This window comes from Nonomuraea sp. B5E05, from assembly GCF_039880665.1.
Classification (GTDB): domain Bacteria; phylum Actinomycetota; class Actinomycetes; order Streptosporangiales; family Streptosporangiaceae; genus Nonomuraea.
In genome coordinates, this window is the sequence record NZ_JBDPMJ010000031.1 from 1 (window position 1) to 21,066 (window position 21,066).

General features: G+C 67.2%; 14 protein-coding genes. 5 read left to right on the forward strand and 9 right to left on the reverse strand.

Translation table 11 applies throughout. The features are described from left to right. Positions 1-115: 115 nt before the first annotated feature. The 7 genes from ABGB01_RS38500 to ABGB01_RS38530 all read right to left on the reverse strand — a co-directional run bounded on the left by ABGB01_RS38500 (position 116) and on the right by ABGB01_RS38530 (position 13,859). A complete protein-coding gene (locus tag ABGB01_RS38500; protein ID WP_347778598.1) occupies positions 116-3,643 on the reverse strand; it encodes an AAA family ATPase in 3,528 nt (1,175 codons plus the stop codon). Positions 3,644-3,879: 236 nt separating this feature from the next. Next, positions 3,880-4,629 carry a crotonase/enoyl-CoA hydratase family protein gene (locus ABGB01_RS38505; protein ID WP_347778600.1) on the reverse strand — a complete coding sequence of 250 codons (750 nt, stop codon included), beginning with the start codon at positions 4,627-4,629 and terminating at the stop codon, positions 3,880-3,882. Between the two features lie 228 nt (positions 4,630-4,857). Continuing rightward, the gene (locus ABGB01_RS38510; RefSeq protein WP_347778602.1) at positions 4,858-5,976 is read right to left on the reverse strand and encodes a hypothetical protein; all 1,119 of its coding nucleotides are present in this window, start codon (positions 5,974-5,976) and stop codon (positions 4,858-4,860) included. A 132-nt stretch (positions 5,977-6,108) separates the two neighbouring features. Beyond that, a complete protein-coding gene (locus ABGB01_RS38515; protein ID WP_347778603.1) occupies positions 6,109-6,498 on the reverse strand; it encodes a hypothetical protein in 390 nt (129 codons plus the stop codon). 101 nt (positions 6,499-6,599) lie between these two features. Then, positions 6,600-7,046, reverse strand: a complete 447-nt coding sequence (locus ABGB01_RS38520; protein WP_347778605.1) for a hypothetical protein — start codon at positions 7,044-7,046, stop codon at positions 6,600-6,602. A gap of 107 nt (positions 7,047-7,153) precedes the next feature. Continuing rightward, entirely contained in the window at positions 7,154-9,586 is a 2,433-nt protein-coding gene (locus ABGB01_RS38525) for an FG-GAP-like repeat-containing protein (RefSeq protein WP_347778606.1), read from the reverse strand. A 367-nt stretch (positions 9,587-9,953) separates the two neighbouring features. After that, positions 9,954-13,859 carry an ALF repeat-containing protein gene (locus tag ABGB01_RS38530; protein ID WP_347778607.1) on the reverse strand — a complete coding sequence of 1,302 codons (3,906 nt, stop codon included), beginning with the start codon at positions 13,857-13,859 and terminating at the stop codon, positions 9,954-9,956. Between the two features lie 596 nt (positions 13,860-14,455). Between ABGB01_RS38530 and ABGB01_RS38535 the strand changes: the two genes are divergently transcribed. Further along, on the forward strand, positions 14,456-15,031 hold the full coding sequence (locus ABGB01_RS38535; RefSeq protein WP_347778609.1) for an LmbU family transcriptional regulator: 576 nt from the start codon (positions 14,456-14,458) through the stop codon (positions 15,029-15,031). Between the two features lie 71 nt (positions 15,032-15,102). Here the strand turns inward: ABGB01_RS38535 and ABGB01_RS38540 are convergent, their stop codons facing one another. Next, entirely contained in the window at positions 15,103-15,738 is a 636-nt protein-coding gene (locus tag ABGB01_RS38540; RefSeq protein WP_347778611.1) for a TetR/AcrR family transcriptional regulator C-terminal domain-containing protein, read from the reverse strand. Positions 15,739-15,807: 69 nt separating this feature from the next. Between ABGB01_RS38540 and ABGB01_RS38545 the strand changes: the two genes are divergently transcribed. The 4 genes from ABGB01_RS38545 to ABGB01_RS38560 all read left to right on the forward strand — a co-directional run bounded on the left by ABGB01_RS38545 (position 15,808) and on the right by ABGB01_RS38560 (position 20,664). Beyond that, positions 15,808-16,767, forward strand: a complete 960-nt coding sequence (locus ABGB01_RS38545; RefSeq protein WP_347778613.1) for a hypothetical protein — start codon at positions 15,808-15,810, stop codon at positions 16,765-16,767. Positions 16,768-16,802: 35 nt separating this feature from the next. Beyond that, positions 16,803-17,993 carry an FAD-dependent monooxygenase gene (locus ABGB01_RS38550; RefSeq protein ID WP_347778615.1) on the forward strand — a complete coding sequence of 397 codons (1,191 nt, stop codon included), beginning with the start codon at positions 16,803-16,805 and terminating at the stop codon, positions 17,991-17,993. A gap of 456 nt (positions 17,994-18,449) precedes the next feature. After that, a complete protein-coding gene (locus ABGB01_RS38555) occupies positions 18,450-18,899 on the forward strand; it encodes a MerR family transcriptional regulator (protein WP_347778617.1) in 450 nt (149 codons plus the stop codon). Positions 18,900-19,065: 166 nt separating this feature from the next. After that, complete coding sequence (locus tag ABGB01_RS38560) at positions 19,066-20,664, forward strand: ATP-binding protein (protein ID WP_347778618.1); 1,599 nt, start codon at positions 19,066-19,068, stop codon at positions 20,662-20,664. A gap of 27 nt (positions 20,665-20,691) precedes the next feature. On the opposite strand, the gene ABGB01_RS38565 is transcribed toward ABGB01_RS38560, so the two are convergent. Beyond that, a complete protein-coding gene (locus ABGB01_RS38565; protein ID WP_347778619.1) occupies positions 20,692-21,063 on the reverse strand; it encodes a DUF5997 family protein in 372 nt (123 codons plus the stop codon). Between the last annotated feature and the right edge of the window lie 3 nt (positions 21,064-21,066).

Below are 21,066 nucleotides of genomic sequence, written 5' to 3' on the forward strand. Positions count from 1 at the left end.
AGCCTGCGGACCTTGACCGGATGCGTCACCGGGCCTCCCGACTTCCGATCGAACGTGATCAGCACCATCCAACCGGCCGGACCGCCTTACGCGCCAACCCGGTGATCGTTTCCGGTCAAAGCACTAGGTGCTCCCAGTAGATCGTCCTGCCGCCTGGTGTACGGATGGTGAAATCTGGCCGGAGAGTCTTGCCGTTGATCTCCAGCGGAAGCTCATAACGCCAGTGCCCACGGACCAGGTTGTCCAGGATGTTAGCGATGATCACCTCGTTCTTGCTGCGGACCAGCGTTCCGTTCCCGGTGATGTGGATCAGCCTGGCATCCAGCTTCCCCGCCGGAGTCCCGTCAGGGAAGAAGACCTCACGTGGCATGGGTAGGCCGAAGAGGTCGGTCAGCCGGCGCGCGGTTTCCGAGCCGGTCGAGATGGTCAGCTCAAGAAGCTCATCGATCGAGCCTTCATGTAGAAGGATCACCTGGTCCTGCTGACGGGTGAGCGCGGTGTAAAGCATCTCTCGCGACAGCTTCCGAGCCGAGCTGGGCAGCAGGACGAAGACCTTGCGGAATTCTGACCCCTGGGACTTGTGGATGGTGATCGCCCATGCGAGCTCCAGCGCCGGATCGTCCTCGGCCAGCGCCGCGTACTTGTAAGTTGTGCCGACCTGCGAGGAGAACTCGATGAGGGTGTCTCTCGGGTTGCTGCCCTTCTTGCCGAGCCGTCCGACCACGACGCCGATCTCGCCGTTGGCCACGTAGCCCAGGCCAGCTGACCAGGGGACCTTCGGCAGCCTTCCGTTCTGGGTGTTGAGTACTTTGTCACCGAGGACGATCTGCTCGGCGCCGAGAGGCGGCGGCGTGGTGCGCTGCCACTTGGGTGCCGTCGCCCGTCGCATCTCCCGCTGCCGGAAAGTGCGCTTCAAGTGGCGGTTGATTTCGACGGTTCCCCACCCGTGTCCGCGCGTCGGCGAAAGCACCTGCCACTTCTCGCACTGATCCGCAGCGCCGTCCTTTCCTTCAGGGAAGTTGATGTACGCCCCATCAACGTGGCCGCCGTAGGAGACTTCGAAGTGCCTAGCCGCGTCAGGACCGCACACGCCCAGTTCATCGGCCAAGGCCTGCTCGATGACCTCCAGCGGCCGGGACCCACGCCAGGGCAGCGCAGCCAGCGCATCCGAGCGCTCCCCGGAGCGAAGCTTCTCCCAGACCTCATCAAAACCCGGCGGCACCTCATCCCCAGAAAACCAGGCGGCCAGCATCAGATCATCACGAATATGCCCCTTCTGGCGACGTAGTTCGATGAGTTCGGCGTGTCCGCGCACGACCCGAGGGAAGTGCGGCTCGTTCGCCTCCGATTTGAGCCAGTGGATGAGATCGACGAAGGGCCGCCCCGCGCCAATCGGCGGGAGCTGACGCGGGTCTCCTACCAGGATGAGCCGGTCGGGTGGCGTAAGAGCGTCCAGGATCGCGCCCAGTTGCTCCTCGGTGAGCATTGACGCCTCGTCAATGATGACGGTCCCAGTAAAGGGCGCCTTGGGCGCCTGGGAAAGCGCGTAGGTCTGGGTGTCGGAATTATAGCGTCCATGTCCTATCAAGAATTGAGCAATGGTCTGCGCGGGATAATCCACTTTGTTCTGCAGCTGGACTCGCGCCTTCCCCGTGGGAGCGAGAAGCAGAACACCTCTGTTCGCAACCTCCTCCCGGCGGACCAGTGCCTTGATCAGAGTGGTCTTACCGGTTCCCGCGCGCCCGTTGAGAACGCTCAAGGGGGCAGCGTACAGTTCGGCCAGCGCCGCCTTCTTCTCGGCGCGTGCCCGCTTCTCGGTCTCGGCATCGTCATCGTCCGCAGGCACATCGCTAGGAAGCACCTCGTCCAGTCTGGTCCCGAGGTCTTCCGGTACAGCATGGTATGGCCGAGCATGCTGGCTTTTGATCACGCTTCGGATGAGGTAGGCCATCGTCTCCAGGCGCGCCAGCTTGTAAGAAGGGCTCCCATCCTCAAGCTTGGTACCTGTTACTGGCGGCCAGTAAGGCTGCTCGGGATCGTAGTCCAGTTGTGTCGGATGGAGGCGACACGCAAGGAGGAGTTCTTCAGAGATCGGGCACGCAACGGACAGCTTCCGCGCCTCGATCCTGGCGATGACGCTCTCCATCGTGACCACGGTGTCGCCGTCGGCTGCGGCCTCCTCAAGGACAGTGACCAGCAGTGCCAGGACACGCCTCGGGTCACCGCCATCCTCCATCGCGCTCGGCTCAGGCATCGGGAACGAGTGCCGGATCGCGGCGCTGGGGAAGCAGCCGCGGTCTATCACCTCGAAGCTCACTGCTACGAGCTGATCGGCTGTCCAGATGTGCGCCAAGTACGGATTATCCAGCAACTCGTCGTGCTCAAGGTCGGTGATCTTCTTTTGGAAGAGCATCTCGGCCTGCTCGGTGGTGAGCTGGAATCTCGACAGCAGGCGCAGAACCTGGAGCTGTTCCGCAGTGAACTGCTGCCAAATCTTGCGATGCGTCTCGGGGATGAGCCGGTCGAGCTCATCGGGGTAACGCCCACGGTGGGTGATGGCTTCGGTCAGCGTCTCCCACGGATCAGCGTCCGCCGCCGTCTGCCTGGCGACCGCCCGGGCCAGCACCTTACTGTGCGGAAACTTCAGCGCGCCCAGCACGGCGCCCAATCCAGGTGCCGGACCACGCATGGTCCACAGTTCGCCGATGCGATCGTCAAGCCATGCCAGCGACGCCTCTGGCACGTCGATCCCCAACTCATGGCAGTGGCGAGCAGCTGTGAAGAGCCTTTCCAAGGTGGCGATCGCGGTGTCATGGGCGACGTGCTCGGTGACGTAGGCGAATTCGCGTCCTTTGGTCTCCGGCGCCCAGGCCAGCGCCTCGCCCACATCTTCGCCACGAGCGTCGAGCTCGGCGAGCTCAGCCACCGGAAGGAGGATTCCTCCGGTGCCATCCGGCCGGAGCGAATGGGTGAGAGAGGTTTCCCACATGTGGGTCGGGAACGCGGTGTGACCCTCAGTCCGCCACAACCCGGGAAGCTGCTTGCCAGTGATCTGGGCGGCGCCGACCAGAAGCGGTCCTTCGACGCGGCTGCCATCGAACGGTGAGTGCTTGGCGTAGAAGAAGACCAGGGACTCGTGTGGAGTGACGTCCTCGAAGAAGCGCGTTATCAGCGCTCGCTGGTTCTGGGCGTGCATCACCCACTCGCCCTTGAAGAGGAGCTTGTCGACTTGGTCTTCGAGTTGCTCGTCAAAGTCAACGTCGAACTCGCTGAGGACGTCGTTGACTCCGTCTCGGTTCAACCAGAAGTAAGGGATCGTATGAACACCGTAAGCCGGGACTGTGAGGGGCGTGGCCTCTATGCCCTTCAGCGCCTTATGCCATGCGTACGGGTGCTTCATGTTGAACGTGTAGGGGTGCGCACTGAGGAACGTTCCACGCTCCTGCACACAGGCGATGCGGTGGGCCTCTACCTCATCTAGTGACCTTCCGGCATGTTTCGCTTCGTATCTGTCGTCGCGATGGCGGCCGACGTTCTTGAGCAGGATACAGGACGCGTTTCCCAGCGGATCATGACAGACCCTCCCCGACCAGCCCGAATCATGCCAGGGGACGCGGACTGACAAGTGCACGCTGCCGTTCACCACGAGACTCCTTTGTGCTGGAACATCTACGCATCCCGATCGAGCCACTGCCAAGCGATGGCCAGACCCAGTATGGCTTTGTACGCCGACATATCGGACCGGTATGCAAATGTTCCGGCTCATTTCCCTGAGGCAGGTGCTGCCGGACAGCACGTCGCCGAGCACGCTTTCGGGACAGGCACAGCTCAGCCGACTGCAGATTGACAGAAACGTACAAGTCGACGGCGCGCCGGCGTTCAGGCTTCGTCGAAGGCTCCGTGCCGTCCCGCGCCGGCGGCGAAACGTGCGGCCCCCGCCACCGCGTCCGGCAACGAGACCAGCCCGTGCCGCACCTCGTTCCGCATCGCCTCCTCCTCCCCCAGCCCCTCCTGCTCCAGAGCCGACAACCGGTCACCGCGCAAGCACGCCTGCGGGAACCCGGCGATCTCACGCGCCAGCTCCTCCGCGTGCCGCCGCGCGGTGCCCTCCGGCACGAGCCGGTTGGCCAGCCCCCACGCGTACGCCTCCCGCGCACCCACCGGCCTCCCGGTGAGGATCATGTCCATCGCCCGCGACGCCCCGATGAGCCGCGGCAACCGCACCGTGCCACCGTCGACCAACGGCACACCCCACCGGCGGCAGAACACCCCGAACACCGCCCCCTCCTCCACCACCCGCAGGTCGCACCAGAGAGCCAGCTCAAGCCCGCCCGCCACCGCATGCCCGGCGACGGCCGCGATGACCGGCTTGCTCAGCCGCATCCGCGTCGGCCCCATCGGGCCGTCACCGTCCTCGCCGACCCGGTTGTCCAGCGCCTTGAGATCCGCCCCGGCACAGAACGTGCCACCCTCCCCCCACAACACCGCCACCGCCGCGTCCGAACGCTCGAAGTCACGGAACGCGCCGGCCAGCGCGCCGGCCGTCTTCCGATCGACCGCGTTACGGGCTTCCGGCCTGCTGAGCACCACGGTGGTGACCGGTCCCGCACGCTCCACGCGCACCGTCATACCAGCCTCCTTCGCCGAACCCGCCGAGCGTACGCCCACCCCCTGCCCCGGACCAGCCCCGCCCGGTCGCCGCGGCCAAGCACCGCCCTGCCAGTTGAGGCGAACGGGCTCCAGCAAGGTGGTCCTGGCTCCTTCGAACGTCATGTTCAAACGTCCTGACCGCTGTCCCGACCGCCCCGGCCTTCGGGCACCATCGTCGCCTTGCCGGCCGCTGAGCACGGCACCACCTCAGGGTATGGAAGCGAGGTTGACGATCACGTAGTTGTCGCCGCGGTTGAATAGCACCACATTGCTACCTGCGGACATCCTGTAGCGAACGCGAGTATCGACGTCGCTGATTTCAGCGGAGAGCCCGGTCCGGACATCGTGCACCAGGGCGCGATCGGGGAGGTGGGCAAAGAGGAACCGATCACGTTGCAGCGGCTGTGGGTGGACCCCCGTCATGTCCATGTCACGTTGCGCCTTTCCGTCTCGCCCCAGAACGCGCATCGCAGCCGAGCCGCCGGGGTGAGTGACGCACAGGGAGATGCCACACGCGATGGCCGTACCGGCATCCGATGCGAGTCGGTCGCGTCGCTCCCCGGTTTCGACGTTCATGACAGATTGGAAAGGCACGCGGCGAGGATCGTGACTTCCCGGCGACCCTATCCAGGGCCAGCTCAGGATGTGCTGCCTCTGAGTGCCCTTCACTTGCTGCGGCGCTTTTCCGGCTCCTTCCACCGTGAAGACTCCGTCGTTTCCGACTGACCAGAAGAGGCCTTTCGAGGTGACCGCGATTCCAGTCACCCGTCCAGCCGGCGAGGCGGGAGGCAGGACAACCGAAGTGATCAACTGGGCTTTGCCGCCATCCCTCGATACGGTCCAGAAGTCGGCCGTCTTCGTCTGTTCTCCACGTGCCGTCCACCAGGCGATCTGACCGTCGCCGACGGCGAAGCCGTCCGGAAACAGGGTTGTGCCGTCGGGGATAGGAATGTCGGCGAGTTTCGTCGTCTTTGCACTGTTCAAGTTATAGGAGTATAAGGCGTCAGCTTTTTCATGGCTTGCTTCTGATGTCAGCAGGAGATGAGTTGAGTCGAGCGCTAATCGCGGCCGGACTTTGCTGCCATCGGCTAACCGGCGAGGCACTTCATACACTGCCTCCGGCCAGATCTTCTCGATGGGTTCCGGGGCGAATTGCCCTGCTGAGGCAACAGACGCCGTTCCCTGATCGGCAGTCCGGCTGTCGGCTGCGGACAGCATGTAGGCAGGGACAACGGCGATCGCCGCGACGACTACGCCAGAGGCAAGCATGACGAGCGGTGTGAGGCGTGTCCGCTTGGCGCGACGAGACTCGTATGTGTCAGCCATCTGGTCCTTCCAGGGAGCGGTGATACGGGTGGCTTGGTCGAACCGCTGGTTGATCTGCGTAGGAGAGGCGAAAGGAATGGAGGCCCGACCGGCCTGGCGTCTGCCGCAGATGCGGCGATGCCCGATGGCTGCTTATCGCCCTGTCGATCTCCAACTGTCGCAGTTGAACACTCTAACGGTTCCGTTCGACAGCTTGTCGCGATTACAGGCCTGGATCTGTTCGATGATGGTGCCAGGCCAGAAAATCTGTTCTGTGAAGGCAGCACTGGTGTTGTCCCAGTAGTCGCTGTAGACGTCGGCTCGCCCGCGCCCCCGAACGCCGTAGCCATCTGGCGCCGCATCGTACACGGAGATATACCAGCCTGGGGAGCTGGTGTCCGGGTAGGTATCCCAGTAGTAAGTGGCTCCACTTCCGTCAGCTGTCCACGATAGGGCGACCACAGCGGCAGATGCCGGTGACGGGAATGCGGCCAGCATCAGTGAAATCACCAAGAAGAGGGCCAACCAGCGACGTTTTCTCATTGCGGTTCCTTGTCGAGAGCATGCGACGCAGCTGAGAACAGGCGAGAACTGATCAGCTGAGCAAGCTTACTCAAGGATGATGATCTTTGTAGTGCGAGAGATCAAGGGCAAAATTGGTAATCGTCAATCTCACTCTGCGGCAATGAGACGAAATGCAGGTCCACCTTCGTGGAGCCAGAGCTTGAGGAGTTCTCGCATGGTGAGACGGTGATGGGAGCGGCGCGGCTGCGTAACTCCGGCCGTTTCGCGCCGATCCAGTTGCCCAGCTCCCGCAGCGCGTTCAGCCGCGAGGTGTCCAGATCGAGATCCTGCAACGTACGCCGGATCCTCGGCTCGTGCCTGCCGAGCGTGGTCTCCGCCTGGCCGAGGTCACGCTCGAAGTCGTGCAGCAACTCCGGATCGATCCCCGCATACCCCCAGTCGCGCGGCTGGGCGACCGCGGGCGGGGTCAGGGAAGGAGGTGCCGGGGTCTCGTCCGCCCTCGCCGGAGGCTTAACCTGTGGCTGCTCAGGCGACGGCTGCGGGATCGGCGACGGCGGGGTCGTCATCACGGGTCTCCGGCACGGTCGCCCATCGAGTCCGGCCACGTGCTCGGGCAGGTCGAAGGCGAGATCAGTGCCTTCGACCTGCTGGCGGGTGGCGGGCCGATCATGCGTCAGCCGATGGCGATGATCGTCCAGCCGACCCCGATCTGGTAGCGGCCGTCGTAGCGACCTCTGGGATAGACCCAGAGGTTGCCCTTGGTGTCGATGGCGACCAGGTCGGCCTCGCCGTCACCGCTCAGGTCCATGGCTGTGACCTTGTACTTGCTCCAGCCGGTGCCGGATCGGGTGCGGTTGGCAAGAGTGACACCGCTCTGGCTGGTGTTGGCATAGAGCCAGAGCTCGCCTGATCTGTCGATGGCCATGATGTCGGCGCGGTCGTCGCTGTTGAAGTCGGCGGGGAAGATGCGGTAGCTGGTCCAGCCGCTGGAGCCGATCCGCTTCCTGGTTCCCCCGTCGGGGTAGTACCACAGCTCACCGGTGCTGTTCTTGATGCTGAACAGGTCGGCGTGCGGGGTGCTGTCGGCGTTGCCGGCGGCGAGGACGTACTTGTCCCAGCCGGTGCCGATCTTCTTCCTGCCGCTACTGGACGGACGCCCGTTCTGGTTGGGGTACATCCACAGGACGCCGTCGGAGCCGTACATGACGACGTCGGCCAGGCCGTCGGCATCCCAGTCGGTGACGACCCAGGTCAGGGAACCCCACCCGGTGCCGATCTTGACCCGGTTGCTGACGCTGACCGTGTTCAGTCCCGAGCCGCCCTGGTTCGGATACATCCACAGGTCGCCGTTTCTGTCGGTGATGACGACGTCGTTACGGCCGTCGCCGTCGATGTCGTGATCGTTCGGCTCGGGCGTCAGCGAGAGGCCATTCCACGTCTGGACGGTGGAGAGCATGCCGTCGAAGTAACCGTTGAACCTTGTGGAGCCGATCTTGTGCGCGCCTACACGCAGCGCGCCGGTGGCTTTCCACTTCTTGGTGTGGCGGACGCTGGCGACATTCCGTCCGTTGACCCAGAGGATCACAGTGCCGGTGGAGGCCTTGTATGTCACGGTGACCTGTGACCAGACACCTGCCGGAGCGCTGCCCGTGGGTGCGGAGACGGTGTCCCAGACGGGAGCGGCCACGTCGGATCGGCTCATGGCGAAGTGCCAGGATCCGGCTTCGACCCAGAGCTTGAAGCCGGCGGTGTTGACGCCGTCTTGGGACAGCACCGTGCCAGTGTCGGGGACGACTGAGGCGACCGAGGCGTCGGGGGCGGGTTTGGCCCTGACGCTGAGGCTGAAGTCGGCGTCCGTGGCGACGGCGGGGCCGTCGGCCGCGAGGGATCCGGTGCCGCCGTCGAGTTCGACGGCCGGGCTGAAGGAGTCGCCGGTCTTCCACTTCACGCCGGCGGTGGCGGTCAGCGGGAGGCCGGTTCCGGTGAAGGCGCTGTCGGCGCCGACGGTGACGGCGCTGCCCGACGTGGCGGTGGCGGGCAGGTCGGCCAGGGTCCAGGTGTGGTCCGCCGTGCTGGTGGTGATGGCGTTGACCCAGGTCGCGAGATCGTCGGTGCGGACGGCGGTGAGGGCGCTGCCGCTCCCGTCGGTGCCGGGGCATCCGGCCTGGCCCGCCTGACTGAGCACGGCGGCGAGCTTGCCGCCGTCGAGGACGGGCGCGCCGGCCATCCCGCTGCACACGAGCGGGCCGGCTTCGGCGGTCAGCGCCGTGGCGGTGGCGGCGGTGAAGGTGACCTGCGCGCTGTCCTGCTGGTCGGTGGTCCAGTCGGTGGCCGTCATGCCGGCGCGGCTGTAGCCGACGGCGGACAGCTCGACACCTGTGGGAGCGGCGGTGGCCAGCGGGATCGGGGTGGTCCCTTCGGCCTGGGCGGCCAGCCGGGCGAGGACCACGTCGCGGCCTGGACGGGGGCTCAGCCAGTCGACCTTGGTGGCGGCCTTTCCGGGGAACACGACATGGGTCTCGCCGGCCGGCGGGCCTTCGGCCAGCTGGGGCTGGTTCGGGTCGGTGGCCAGGCAGCTTGCGGCGCTGAGCGCCCAGCCTGGCGCGACCAGCGTCGCGGTGCACTCGCGGCCGGCGGCGGCGAGCTTGCCGACCGCCGCCTCCGCACCGCTGACCGGCGCGGGTCCGGTGCCGGCACGCAGTTGCAGCAGCATGGTCGGCGACGCCTCCGGGTCCGCGCCCAGGCCCACCTGCGTGCTGCCGTCCGGATCCACGTCGACGGTGAGCTCTTCGCCGTCGTCGGTGCGCAATTCCGCGGTCACCTCGTGACCGGTGCCTTCACGCTGGCCGTCGCCGCGGATCTCGTACACGCCGGGGACTTCGAGGTTCAGCACGCCGGAGGAGGCGGTCACCTTGAAGCAGACCCGGCCGATCCCGTCCGCGCCGATGGCTTCGTCAGTGGTCCAGATCTTCAGCAGGCCGATGTCGCCCTCTGCCTGCGTGGCGCAGTCGGCCAGCACGATGTGCCCATCTCCGGAGATCAGCCTGACGTTCTGAGCCTCCAGGATCTCCGCCGCCCCGGGGTAAGGGTGGACGCCGTTGCCCACCAGCGATGGGAGCGGGATCGCGGATGCGCCGGCCGGCGCGGGTCCCCCAGCTACTGACAAAAGCGCTGCCATCGCTGTGGCGAGGCCGAGCGTCGCCCAGCGTGGTGGCGAGTTCATCATCACAAACCTCCGGTGTTTCCTGTCGCGGATCGTGGAGCGAGGTCCGACGCACGGACCGCGTTCACCGTCCGCGAAGCACGTAAAGAACTGTGGCGAGCGCCACTTTCAGGCGGACGACTGTAGATCACGTGAGCAGCAGCTGACGCGGGTGATCAATACGGCTGGGGCAGGAGAACCCCAAGATGTCGACACCCTTTTCCCGTATCGATCGCCGGCACCAAATCCCGCGGCTGCCAGAGCGCCTGGTTCATCCGACCAGGACACCGGCGCGCTCTCTTGCCGGACTGGCGATCGGAGCGCACTCGGACTTCTTGGTGATCACCCGCTCCTCCACCATCTTGATCACGTCGATTACGATGATCTTGGTGACGTTGGAGTTCTTCAGGAGCGTTTCGCATTCGTGTCTCAGCCAGACGCTCAGCTCGCGCACGTCTCTACCGAGAACCACTCTGACCTCGCCGGAGGCACGCCGGGCATAGGCAAGGGAGACTTGGTCCCACGCGTCTTCGATCGCTTCGGCGATCACGCCTTCCTTCCTCTTCCAATCCGGCTCCCGAATTCCTTGGCGCGCCATGAGGCCTTCAAGCGTGGTGCCACCCATTCTCGGCGCAAGGCCCTGGGCCACCTCCCCGGCACTCACGTACTCGCCAGAATCATTCTTGGTGCGGCCAGACCAGAAGAAGGCCGTGCTCCTGGCAGTGGAGTAGTCGCCGGCAAGCATCGTCCGAATGTCCGCGAGGACGACACGTTGCTGCTGAAGACGCAGGGCCTTTTGAATGTCCGAGGCCGCGTGTGCACCTGTTCTGGCAGTTGTGTAGGCGTTCTTGATGAGCCGGAAGCCGGCGCTGAGCAGCTTGCCGATCCCGGCGATCACCAGCGATTCGAGCGCAATCGTGCCGATGTTGAGCAGCGTCTTGGCCAGCGATTGGTCACCGTTGATGAGGCGATAGACTTCGAGGCTCACCTCGCCGATGGTGAGTGCGCCGCCGCAGATCCCCGTCACGGCGCAGCCGGCATAGACGGTCGTCCCGTACCAGGCGAAACTGGGGGCCAGCGCTCCGGTGACCATCTCGTAGACGAAGATGAGGCTCTGCATCCCTTCGAACGAAGGGTCCAAGGTGGAGTTGATGCAGTTCTGGTAGAGCTGGCTGTCCTGCGGATAAAGGTCACAGAAGCCGGAGTTGATGTATGCCAGCGTGGGCAGCTCCTCCGGGTTCACGTACATTTCCGCGCAGTTTTGAGCCCACTCGGGATTGTCGAGTACCAGGTCCCACTCGGGGGCGTCCTCGTCGGTGTAGTCGTTGAGGCATTTCGTCATTTCCACGCCAAAGGCGAACTTATAGTCCTCGTAAGCCTCGTTCGCTGCTTCGGCGGCAGCCTCCGCATCCTCGCCGGCGTTGACGGCTGCCTGGTAGGCGGCACGTGCGGCACGGTTGGCCCTATTGGCCGCGGCGACGGCGTTCTGATGGGAGGCGATTGCCCAACTGGCCGATCGGATGGCGCTGCGCGCCGAGGCTGTGGCGCGGGTGGCCGCCTCGCGGGCGGTCTTGACCGAGGCCGCGGCCTTTTCCGCCGAGGCCACAGCTTGGCCGGCGTAGTTGTCGGCCTGCTGGGCGTACCCGGCGGCCCGCTTCGCCGATTCCAGCGCCTGCTTCGCGTAGGACGCGGCCTGCGTGGCGTCGTTGCGGGCGCGTGCGGCCACGCTCTGCGCTTCCAGCGCATACTCCACGGCCGTCTCGGCGACCTCGCTGACTCTCTTGAGCAGGCCCCCGACCACGGCGAGGTGGATCGCGCTCTCGTGGTCCCGCTCGGCCGCGGTGTAGTGGCCGGTGGTGAGAAATTTCCGCAGACCCGGAGGGGGTCCCTCCAGGGCGATCTGCGCCGCCGCCTTCACCTCCGGCCCGCTGTCCGGGCTGGCCAGGATCTGGTTGACCCGCACCCGGTCGCCGATGGCCGCCGCGGTGTACTGGCCGGTGTCGAGGAAGTCCCGCAGTGCCTGCGGCGTGTCGGTGTCGAGGGCCTGCTGTGCCCGCTCCGCCAGTACGACGTCACCGTCCGCTTCGGCCGCGGACAGGATCTGGTTGACCTTCAGCCGGTCTGCGGCGTAGCGGCCAGGGTAGTCCTGCGTGCGCAGGAAGGTCGCGACCGTCTGGTCGTCGCCGTCCAGCGCCTTTTCGGCCGCCGCCGCGAGCGCGGGGGTCTCGCTCACCGCCAGCTTCGTGACCGCGACGCGGTTGTCCTGAGCCGCGGCGTCGGCGATGCCGGTGCGTACGAACTCCAGCGCGAAATCGTCAGAGCCGCCCAGCGCGGTCAGCGCCGCCTGCTTGGTCCAGGCGCCCTGGCCGCCGGCCAGGTTGAGCGCGGCCTTGCGGGCCGCCGTCACCGCGGCGGCACGCTCGGTGCCCGGGTCCAGCGCCACGACGATGAGCCTGTTGGTCTCGGCATCGCGTTTGGCGGCCTGGTCGACGTCCCAGTCCACGACGCGTTGCTGCGCCTCGTACTCGGCGTTCGCGGCGCGGGCGGTCTCCAGCCCTTCATCCCGGGCCACCGCCAGGCGCTCTTCGTCGGCGGTGCGCGCCGCCTCGTACACCTCGGCCGCCTGGTTCGCGGTGGCCACCGCCTCCTGCGCGGCCACGATGGCGGCGTTGGCATGCTCGGTGGCCCGATTCGCCGCGTCCGCCGCCTCACCGGCGTGCTCCGCGGCGTCCAAGGCCGCGGCTGCCGCGGCCTCGGCGTTGGCTGCTGCCCGGTTGGCGGCGTCTCGCGCCTTGTACGCGGCCTGGATGGCCACCGCGAGATATTTCTCGGCCGTCCGTGCCGCCCGGACGGCCCGCTCGGCATTGGCCCGCGCCTTCGCCGCCGCGGCGACCGCCTCCTCGGCCGCGGCGCCGGCCGCGTTGGCATACCGGACCGCCTCGTCATTGGCGATCGCGGCCTCAAGAGCGTGCTCGGCCGCGGCCGTGGCGGAGTCGATGGCCTTCTGGCCGTTCTCTATCGCCCTGCCTGCCGCTTCCGCCCGGGAGGCGAAGTCTCTCGTCTCCTTGGCGATCGCGCTGGCTTGCTGCGCCGCCTGTCGTGCGACATCCGCCCTGTCGGCGTCCACGGACGCCTCGGCAGCCGCCCGATACGCCGCGGCGGCCTTCTGATTGGCCCTCGACGCCATCTGCGCAGCCAGCGCCGCCGCCTTGGCGGCGGCTCGCGCGGCCCGGTTCGCCGCCGCCGCAGCCTGAACGGCCACCTGCGCCGCCGCGGCGGCCTTCTGCGCCGCGGCGGCCGCCCGCTTGGCCTGCGTCTTCGCTTCAGCCATGTTGTCGCGCGCAGCCGCGGTCGCCGCGGCGGCCTCCGCCGCGGACCGGCGCGCCGCGGCTGCGGCGTCCCTGGCACGGTCGGCCTGGCTGGTGGCGTTGGCGGTCTCCTGCGCCGCCACCTCGCCGGCCGCCTCCACCTGGCCGAGTAGGTCTTGCAGCGTCGCGGTCTCCTCGTCACGCGCCGACGCCACCGCCCAGCCGTAGACGAGGAACGCCTCCAGCGCTTCTGGCGTATCCGCGTCCAGCGCCTTCTGGGCAGCGGCGCGGACGTGCGGGCCACCGGTCTTGACGGTCTGGTTGACCCGTAACCGCTGGTCGGTGTTCCACTGCGTCTGCCAGCCGTTGTCCAGGAACTCCCGCATCGCCTCCGCGTCACCGGAGTCCAGTACGGTTTGCGCCGCCTTCTCGACCTCGGGCCCGCCCGCGCTCATCAGCTGGTTCACCGACACCCGCGCGTCGATGTCCGCCGGGCCCTGCCATCCGCTCGCCAGGAACGTGCTGATGGCGCTCTCATCACCTGCCGCGTCGGCGTCCAGGGCGGCCTGAGCCTTCGCCCGCAGAGCGGGACCGCCGTTGCTGATGATGCTCGCGAGGCTGTCCCGCTCGTCGAGACGCTGGGCCTTGCCCCATCCTTCGGCCAGGAACTCGCTGACCTGCTCGTCCGAGCCCAGCAGCGCCGCCTCAGCCGCCGCCCGGACCTGCGGCCCGCCCTCTTGCCAGGCCGCCACCACGTGGGAGCGGTCAAAGGTGACCGCCCCCTCGGCATACGCCGGCATCGCCCGCAGCAGGTTGCCCAGCAGAGCCAGGACCACCAATACCGCGATCATCGCCTGGCGACGAACCACACCAGGACGCCCTGGTCCATTCAAGACCGGCGTCCACGCACGCGCATTATGCCGCACCGCGGCCTCCGTCACCGCTCGGAATTTCGCTCAACGAAATCGCTGAAGAGACGAAACCGACCACCGTCTATTCAGCACCGCGGAGTATCACACGATGCCCGAATGCCAGGCAAGCTCAAACATTCACATAGTGAGTGGCGCCAAGGCGGGAATGGCCATGAAGGTGAAGCCGGCGAGTTCGTCGATAACCCCGCGCATCGAGCGGGCCAGTTCTCCGCAATCCGAACGCGGTCCACGGGCTCATCACCATGCGTGAACGCCGGTTATCGGTGAGTTGCGGAAGGCGGCGCCGGAGGATCGCGAAGTCGCCCATGGCGCGGTACCGAGGCGCGTTAACGGTATCGGCGGCCACAACGTCTGGACAAGGTAAACGCGGGCCGACATACCGCCAACATACCGGGCTTCTCTAGGCTCGTTTCGCGCCTGTCTCGACTGACCAGGGCGTTTCCGTTCTCGCTTCATCATCTTGCGGCTGGAGAACAATGCTCAACACGGATTCACTTCCCTCGCGCGATCACGGTCGATCGAGAAGGGAATCGTTGGCGAACAGGCTTGGGCTTGAGCCTTCCATCCGGGCCGGAAGAATCGGCCTGTCACTCCCCGCGGGCCTGCCGTTCGACGCGTGGGAAAGAATCGGTGACCAGTTGAGGGTGATCGGCGACTCCTCCGCGTGGTGGCTGGGAGATTGGCTGGTCTACGGGGAGGAGAGCTTTCCTGACCGGTACCGGCTGGCCATCTCCCAGACCAATCTGGCCTACAAGACGCTGCGCAACTACGCATGGGTTGCTCGGAATGTTCCGATGTCCCGTCGACGGGACACGCTGAGCCTGCAACACCATGCTCAGGTCGCCGCCCTTTCCGGGGACGAACAGGAGCGGTGGCTGGCGCGGGCGGAGGAGGAAGGCTGGCCGCAGAGCAGACTACGCAAGGAGATCCAGGCGAGCCGGGTCCGCACTCCCGATCCCCAACCCATCAAAGTCGCCGTCACCGTCCACATTTCCTTCGAGCGGGAACAGAGGTGGAAGGCGGCCGCCGAGGTCGCGTCCGTGCCCTTACCCGAGTGGATCGCGCACACTCTGGACCAGGCGGCAGGCCATGTCGACGACGAATGGTGATCCCGCGTCCTCGGCGGTGAGGACCTCTCGCATCACGACATCGCCGAAATTCGGCGAACCTGGCCGGGCCGTCAGCGCAACCGGGCCGCGAGCCCGTCGAGAACGACGCCGAGCTGCCGTTCGAACCTCCGGTCACCGTCGTCGCGGAGGTGCCCGGCGGCCTTGACCAGATCGGCGCCTTCGCCCAGCCACGCGTCGCGCTCGGCGAGTGAGTAGCGGTCCGGATCGTCGCCGGCGGGCCGGTTGCGCTCCTGCTCCTCGATCACGAAGCCGACCACGAACGCGGTGATCAGGTCGACGGCGTCGTCCGCCTCGGCCAGCGAGAACCCGGCCGCGGCCAAGCGCCCGAGCCAGGGCTCCTTCTCCTTCACCACCTCGGGCTCGGAGAAGCGGGTGCCGCTGAAGATGCGCGCTCCGTCCCGGTGCTTCAGGTATTCCGAGCGCAGGACGCGCGCGTAGGCGGCCATGGCGTCACGCCAGCCGGCGCCCGGATCGATCTCCGAAAGGGCATGGATCACGCGGCGCATGACGAACGTGCTCATCTCGTCGAGCAGTTCCTGCTTGTTGCGGACGTGCCAGTACAGCGCGGGGGCTCCCACGCCGAGCCGGGACGCGAGCGCACGGACGGTGAGAGCGTCCATGCCCTTGTCGTTGAGCAACTCGAGTGCCGCCGCCACGATCCGCTCTCGCGTGATGCCCTTCGCCACGGTTGACAGCTTAACAAAGTTCAGGCACGGTGGGTGACGCCAGAATTGAACTTAGTTCAGGAGCGTGTCATGCGTGCCGCAGTCGTGAACACCCCAGAATCGACACCCGTCTGCGCGGACTTCCCCGACCCCGAACCACAGCCGGGCCGGGCGCCACTGAGACTCGTGGGCGCGGGTCTGCACCACGTCGTCCGCGGGATGGCCTCCGGCCGCCACTACCGCAGCGGCAAGGCGTTCCCCCTGGTTCCGGGCGTGGACGCCGTGGCCAGGACCGAGGACGGGCAGCTGGTCTACACGGGCCTCGCCCGGGCGCCGTGGGGAACGATGGCCGAATCGATGGTCACCCCGTTCGAGGTGGACGTGCCCGCCGGGGCCGATCCGCTCGCGGTCGCCGCCGGCATGAACCCCGCCTCGGCGGGCTGGATGCCGCTGGTCGCCCACCGCAAGGAGGCGGGCGAGCTCGGCACCGTGCTGGTGCTCGGGGCGACCGGCATGTCGGGCGGCCTGGCCGCGCGGGCGGCGCTGGCTCTCGGCGCGAAGCAGGTCATCGCAACCGGACGCGATCGCGGGGCGCTGGAACGGCTGCGCGACTTCGGTGCCGTCACCGTCCCGCTCGCGGACCCGGCACCCGAGGCCGGAACGAGCGCCCTCGCCACCGCCGTCGCCGAGGAGCAGCCCGGACTCATCCTCGACTTCGTGTGGGGCCCCGTGGCCGAGGCCGCCTTCGCCGCACTGGGAAGCACCCGCCCTGACGACGGCATCGAGGCGACCTCCTACGTGCAGATCGGCTCGCTCGCGGGAACCGAGGCGGCGCTGCCCGCGGCACTCCTGCGCAGCCGGCGGATCCGGATCACCGGCAGCGGACTGGGCTCGGTCTCCAAGGCCGAAATGATCACCGAGTTCCCCGAGATGATCGCCCGGTTCGCCGACGGAACCTTCGACGCGCCGTACACCACCTACCCGCTCAGCCGCGTCGGCGAGGCCTGGGCGCACCAAGGGCGCACCCGCGCCGTCGTCGTCCCCGGCTGACCACGCCGCACCCACCGGAGAAAGGACACGACATCATGCCGAAACGCGCATTGGTCGTCGGGCTCGGGATCGCGGGCATGTCCGCGGCGATCGGGCTACGGCAGGCCGGATGGCAGCCGGTCATCGTCGAACGGGCCCCGGAACGCCGCAGAGGCGGCTACTTCGTCGGCCTCATGCCGGAGGGCAGGCAGGCCGCCGCCGACCTCGGCATCCGCGACCACCTGCACACCCGCAACCCGCCCGGCGGCGGGAAGGCGTGGTCGCTGACCCGGCGGGGGAACCTTGAGCCGGGCCTGGGATTCCTGCACCAGCCGGGCAATCCCGCGGCGGTGGTCCGCGGGGACATCGAAGCCGCGCTCTGGGAGGGCATCCACGGGGACGGGACGAGCGAGCCCATCGCCGTGCGGTTCGCCACGAAACCCGTCGAGATCGACGACACCGGTACCGGCGCGCGCGTGCTGCTCGAAGACACCGGTACCGGCGCGTGGCACCGCGAAAGCTTCGACCTGGTCGTCGGCGCCGACGGCATGCGATCGAGCGTGCGCCGCATGGTCTTCGGCCCGCACGAGGACCACATGACCGGGTGGAACGCGATCATCTGCGCGTTCCAGCTCAAGGAACAGGTGCCGTCGTTCAAGGAGGCGGACAGCATCATCAGCGCCCGCGCGGGCCGTGGGGCGTGGGTGTTCGGGTTCGCCGACCGGCCCCCGACCGCCCTGCTGACCTACCGGACCGAGGACGTCGAAGGAGAATTCGCCGGATCCACGATCGAGCGGCTGCGCGCCGCGTTCTCCGACATGGACGACCCTGTGGTGCGGCACGCCCTGAACTCCCTGGAAGAGACGCCGGATTTCCTGTTCGACTCGGTGCACCAGGTGAAGATGCCGCGGTGGAGCAGAGGAAAGGTGGTGCTCGTGGGCGATGCGGCGTGGTGCCTGAACCTCTACTCGGGGATGGGCGCCACGTTCGCCCTTCGAGGTGGCGCCGAGCTCGGCCGGGAGTTGCGGGAGAGGCCCGGCGACCTCGACGCCGCGCTGACCGCCTGGGAGTCGCGGCTGCGCCCGTCCGTCGTCAGGCATCAGCACCTCGCCCGGGTGAAGAAGCAGTTGTTCGTGCCGTCGAACCGTCCCGCCGAAGCCGTCCGCTCGGTGGTCGTGCGCCTGGCGTGCGCCTTGCGGGAGCGCCAACTGGCGAAGCCCCGGGCTGCGGAGGAAAGGGCAGCGTGACGGTGACCGGGATCGGTTATACGGGCGGCCGGGTCGGGACGCCGGACAGCGGAGGCGGGGCATCGCCGTGCGGTCCGCTTCCGTCCTTCACGACGTGATGGCTTCAAGAACTTCGCGTAGCGAAGTGACACCGTCAGAGGCAAGGAAGTGGCCGGCTCCGGGAGCGCCGGTAGCTGGTCGACGAACCCGGCGACCAGCACCAGGGTGCCAAGGTGCCAGCCATCTGGAAGTGAACAAAGATGGCGGAGCACGGTCAGACAACCAAGGCTGTGCGCGACGATTGCCGAGTTCGCGTGGGGGATTCCCACGTCGGCGCGTACGGCTTCCGCCCACTGCGCGGGGTCTGGGCTTTGTGAGTTCGCAAGCGCCGGGATCGTGGTCGGGATGCCGTTCGCTTGGAGTTGCTCAGCGAGCCAGCCGAACCAGTGATCCTCGGGGGATGCGCCGTAACCGTGGATGATCGAGGCACGCCGCTGTGTTGTTCCAGGTGTCATGCCACAGGACGGTACGGGTTCACGTCAGCGTGAAGGTCAAGCCGGTGCGGAGGAGTCGACAGCGCTGATCAGCGAACTGGCCGAGCTGACCGGCGCGAGCGCGCGAGCGCTACGCCACTACGAGGACCGGGGGCTCCTGGTCCCGGCACGCAACGGCAGCGGGTACCGGGACTACTCCGAAGCCGATGTCCGGCGCGTGGCCCAGATCAGGATGATGATCTCCGCTGGTTTGAGCACCTCGGCCATCCAGCGGTACCTCGATTGCGCTCGCACCGGCGATCACGGCACATACCTTGAGATGTGCCCAGAGCTGCGGGCCGAGCTGGATGCCCTGGCCAGACGCCTCGATGCCAGACAAGCCGAACTTCGCGAGACGCGGCGACGATTGAGTGCACTCGCATCAGCCGGCTGAGACTCGTCAGCAACGCCATGGCCGGCAACAGCGAGCAGGACACGCGTGGCGTGTTCTCACGCCACCTCGGCCGAGGTCAGGGTAGGCGGCGCCCGCCCGGTCAGCGACCTCGGCGGCTTCGACGCGAAATCGCTGCCGACACAGCAAGTAGTGACAGTATGTATCTATGCGCGCACCCCGAGCGAGATACTTCAACACCACCGGCCCCTGCGACCGGCAGCGCCACTACATGGTGCCTCCCGCGGAACGGCTCCCGCAGGCGCGAGTGCTCATCGAGATGGACCGCTACTTCGTGCTGCACGCGCCCCGGCAGACCGGCAAGACCACCACGCTGGACACCCTGGCGTCCGAGCTGACCGCCGAGGGCGACACCGCGGCCCTGCTGCTCTCCTGCGAGCGCGCCAAGGCGGCCGGCGACGACGTCGCCTGGGCGGAGTCGCTGCTGCTGGATTCCCTCCGTCAAGCCGCTGAGCGGACGGGATGGCCGGAGCAACTGCTGCCGCCGGAGCCTTGGCCGCAGGTCACGCCGGGCAGCCGGTTCGGTTCGGCGCTGAGCGAGTGGTGCCGCCGCTGCCCGCGCCGGGTGGTGCTGTTCCTCGATGAGATCGACGCCCTGCAGGGCAACAGCCTGGTCAGCATCCTCAGCCAACTCCGCCACGGCCACAACACGCGGCCGAAGGGCCATCCGTTCCCCGCCTCCGTGGCGCTGTGCGGGCTGCGTGACCTGCGCGACTACAAGATCGCCTCGGGCGGCGAGGCCGGCCGCTCCAACCCGGCCAGCCCGTTCAACATCGTCGCCAAATCGCTGCGCCTGAGCGACTTCACCACCGACCAGATCACCGAGCTCTACGACCAGCACACCCAGGCCACCGGCCAGGAGTTCACCAAGGACGCGATCGACCGGGTCTTCGAACTCACCCAGGGACAACCATGGCTGGTCAACGCCCTAGCCGATGAAATGATCTCTGAGATGGGGGTGACCGGCGCCATCACCACAGGCCAGGTGGAAAACGCCAAGGAGCGGCTGATCAGAGCACGAGCCACCCACCTGGACGCCCTGGTCGCCCGGCTGCACGAGCCCCGGGTCAAGCGGGTGATCGAACCGATCGTGGCGGGAACGTGGCCGGGCACGGACACGTCCTTCGACGATGACGTCTCCTACGTTCACGATCTCGGCCTCATCCGGGGCACCAGAGACCTCGAGATCGCCAACCCGATCTACCGGGAGGTCCTGCTACGGGTCCTGGGCGATCGCACGGAACGGTTCGTCAAGGCCGACCCGCGCAGCTTCGTCCTGCCGGACGGCCGGTTCGACCTGCCGCGCCTGCTGCGGGAGTTCGTCGTGTTCTGGCGCGAGCACGGCGAGGTCCTCATCCGGCAGGAGGGCTACCACGAAGCCGCCTGCCAGATCATCCTCATGGCCTTCCTCCACCGCCTGGTCAACGGCGGCGGCCACCTCGACCGCGAATACGCGGCCGGCACCAAACGCCTCGACGTCCTGATCCGCTGGCCCTACCCGGGTCCGGACGGCGAACGACGGATGCAACGGGAGGCCATGGAGCTGAAGGTCTGGCGCGCCGGCAAGGACGACCCGCTGCCCGACGGCCTCGCCCAGCTCGACGGGTATCTCGACCGGCTCAGCCTCACCACCGGCGTACTGGTGATCTTCGACCGGCGCCCCGAGGCTTCTCCGTGGCAGGAACGAGGCACGTTCGAGCAGGCCATCACACCATCCGGCCGCCACGTCACCGTTCTACGCGCGTGACCGGTTCGCCAGGATCCGAGAGGCTGACTAGCTCTGTTTGAGGCGCTGCGCTTCCTTGCGGACCTCGGCCTGGATGGAGCGCTCGTGCTCCAGCCACGCCGGGTTCTCCCTCTTGATCGCGTCGATCTCGGCGGTGGTGAGCGGCTCGGTGATCCCGGCTCTGGCCAGGCCGGAGATGGAGACCCCGAGCTTCGCGGCGACGACCTGCTTGGGGTGCGGGCCGTTGCGGCGCAGATCGGCGAGCCAGGCGGGCGGGGCCGCTTGCATCGCGTTCAGCTCGCTCCTGGAGACGACGCCTTCCTGGAACTCGGCGGGTGTGGCCGAGAGGAGGATGCCCAGCTTCTTGGCCGCGGTCGCGGGCTTCATCGTCTGGGTCGTCTTGGGTTTGGGCGACGTCATGGA

Coding starts and splice junctions, on each gene's coding strand:
- ABGB01_RS38550 (WP_347778615.1), top strand. CDS start 16,803: ATGCCGAAACGCGCATTGGTCGTCGGGCTCGGGATCGCGGGCATGTCC.
- ABGB01_RS38510 (WP_347778602.1), bottom strand. CDS start 5,976: ATGGCTGACACATACGAGTCTCGTCGCGCCAAGCGGACACGCCTCACA.
- ABGB01_RS38545 (WP_347778613.1), top strand. CDS start 15,808: ATGCGTGCCGCAGTCGTGAACACCCCAGAATCGACACCCGTCTGCGCG.
- ABGB01_RS38565 (WP_347778619.1), bottom strand. CDS start 21,063: ATGACGTCGCCCAAACCCAAGACGACCCAGACGATGAAGCCCGCGACC.
- ABGB01_RS38515 (WP_347778603.1), bottom strand. CDS start 6,498: ATGAGAAAACGTCGCTGGTTGGCCCTCTTCTTGGTGATTTCACTGATG.
- ABGB01_RS38505 (WP_347778600.1), bottom strand. CDS start 4,629: ATGACGGTGCGCGTGGAGCGTGCGGGACCGGTCACCACCGTGGTGCTC.
- ABGB01_RS38520 (WP_347778605.1), bottom strand. CDS start 7,046: ATGACGACCCCGCCGTCGCCGATCCCGCAGCCGTCGCCTGAGCAGCCA.
- ABGB01_RS38555 (WP_347778617.1), top strand. CDS start 18,450: ATGATCGAGGCACGCCGCTGTGTTGTTCCAGGTGTCATGCCACAGGAC.
- ABGB01_RS38560 (WP_347778618.1), top strand. CDS start 19,066: ATGCGCGCACCCCGAGCGAGATACTTCAACACCACCGGCCCCTGCGAC.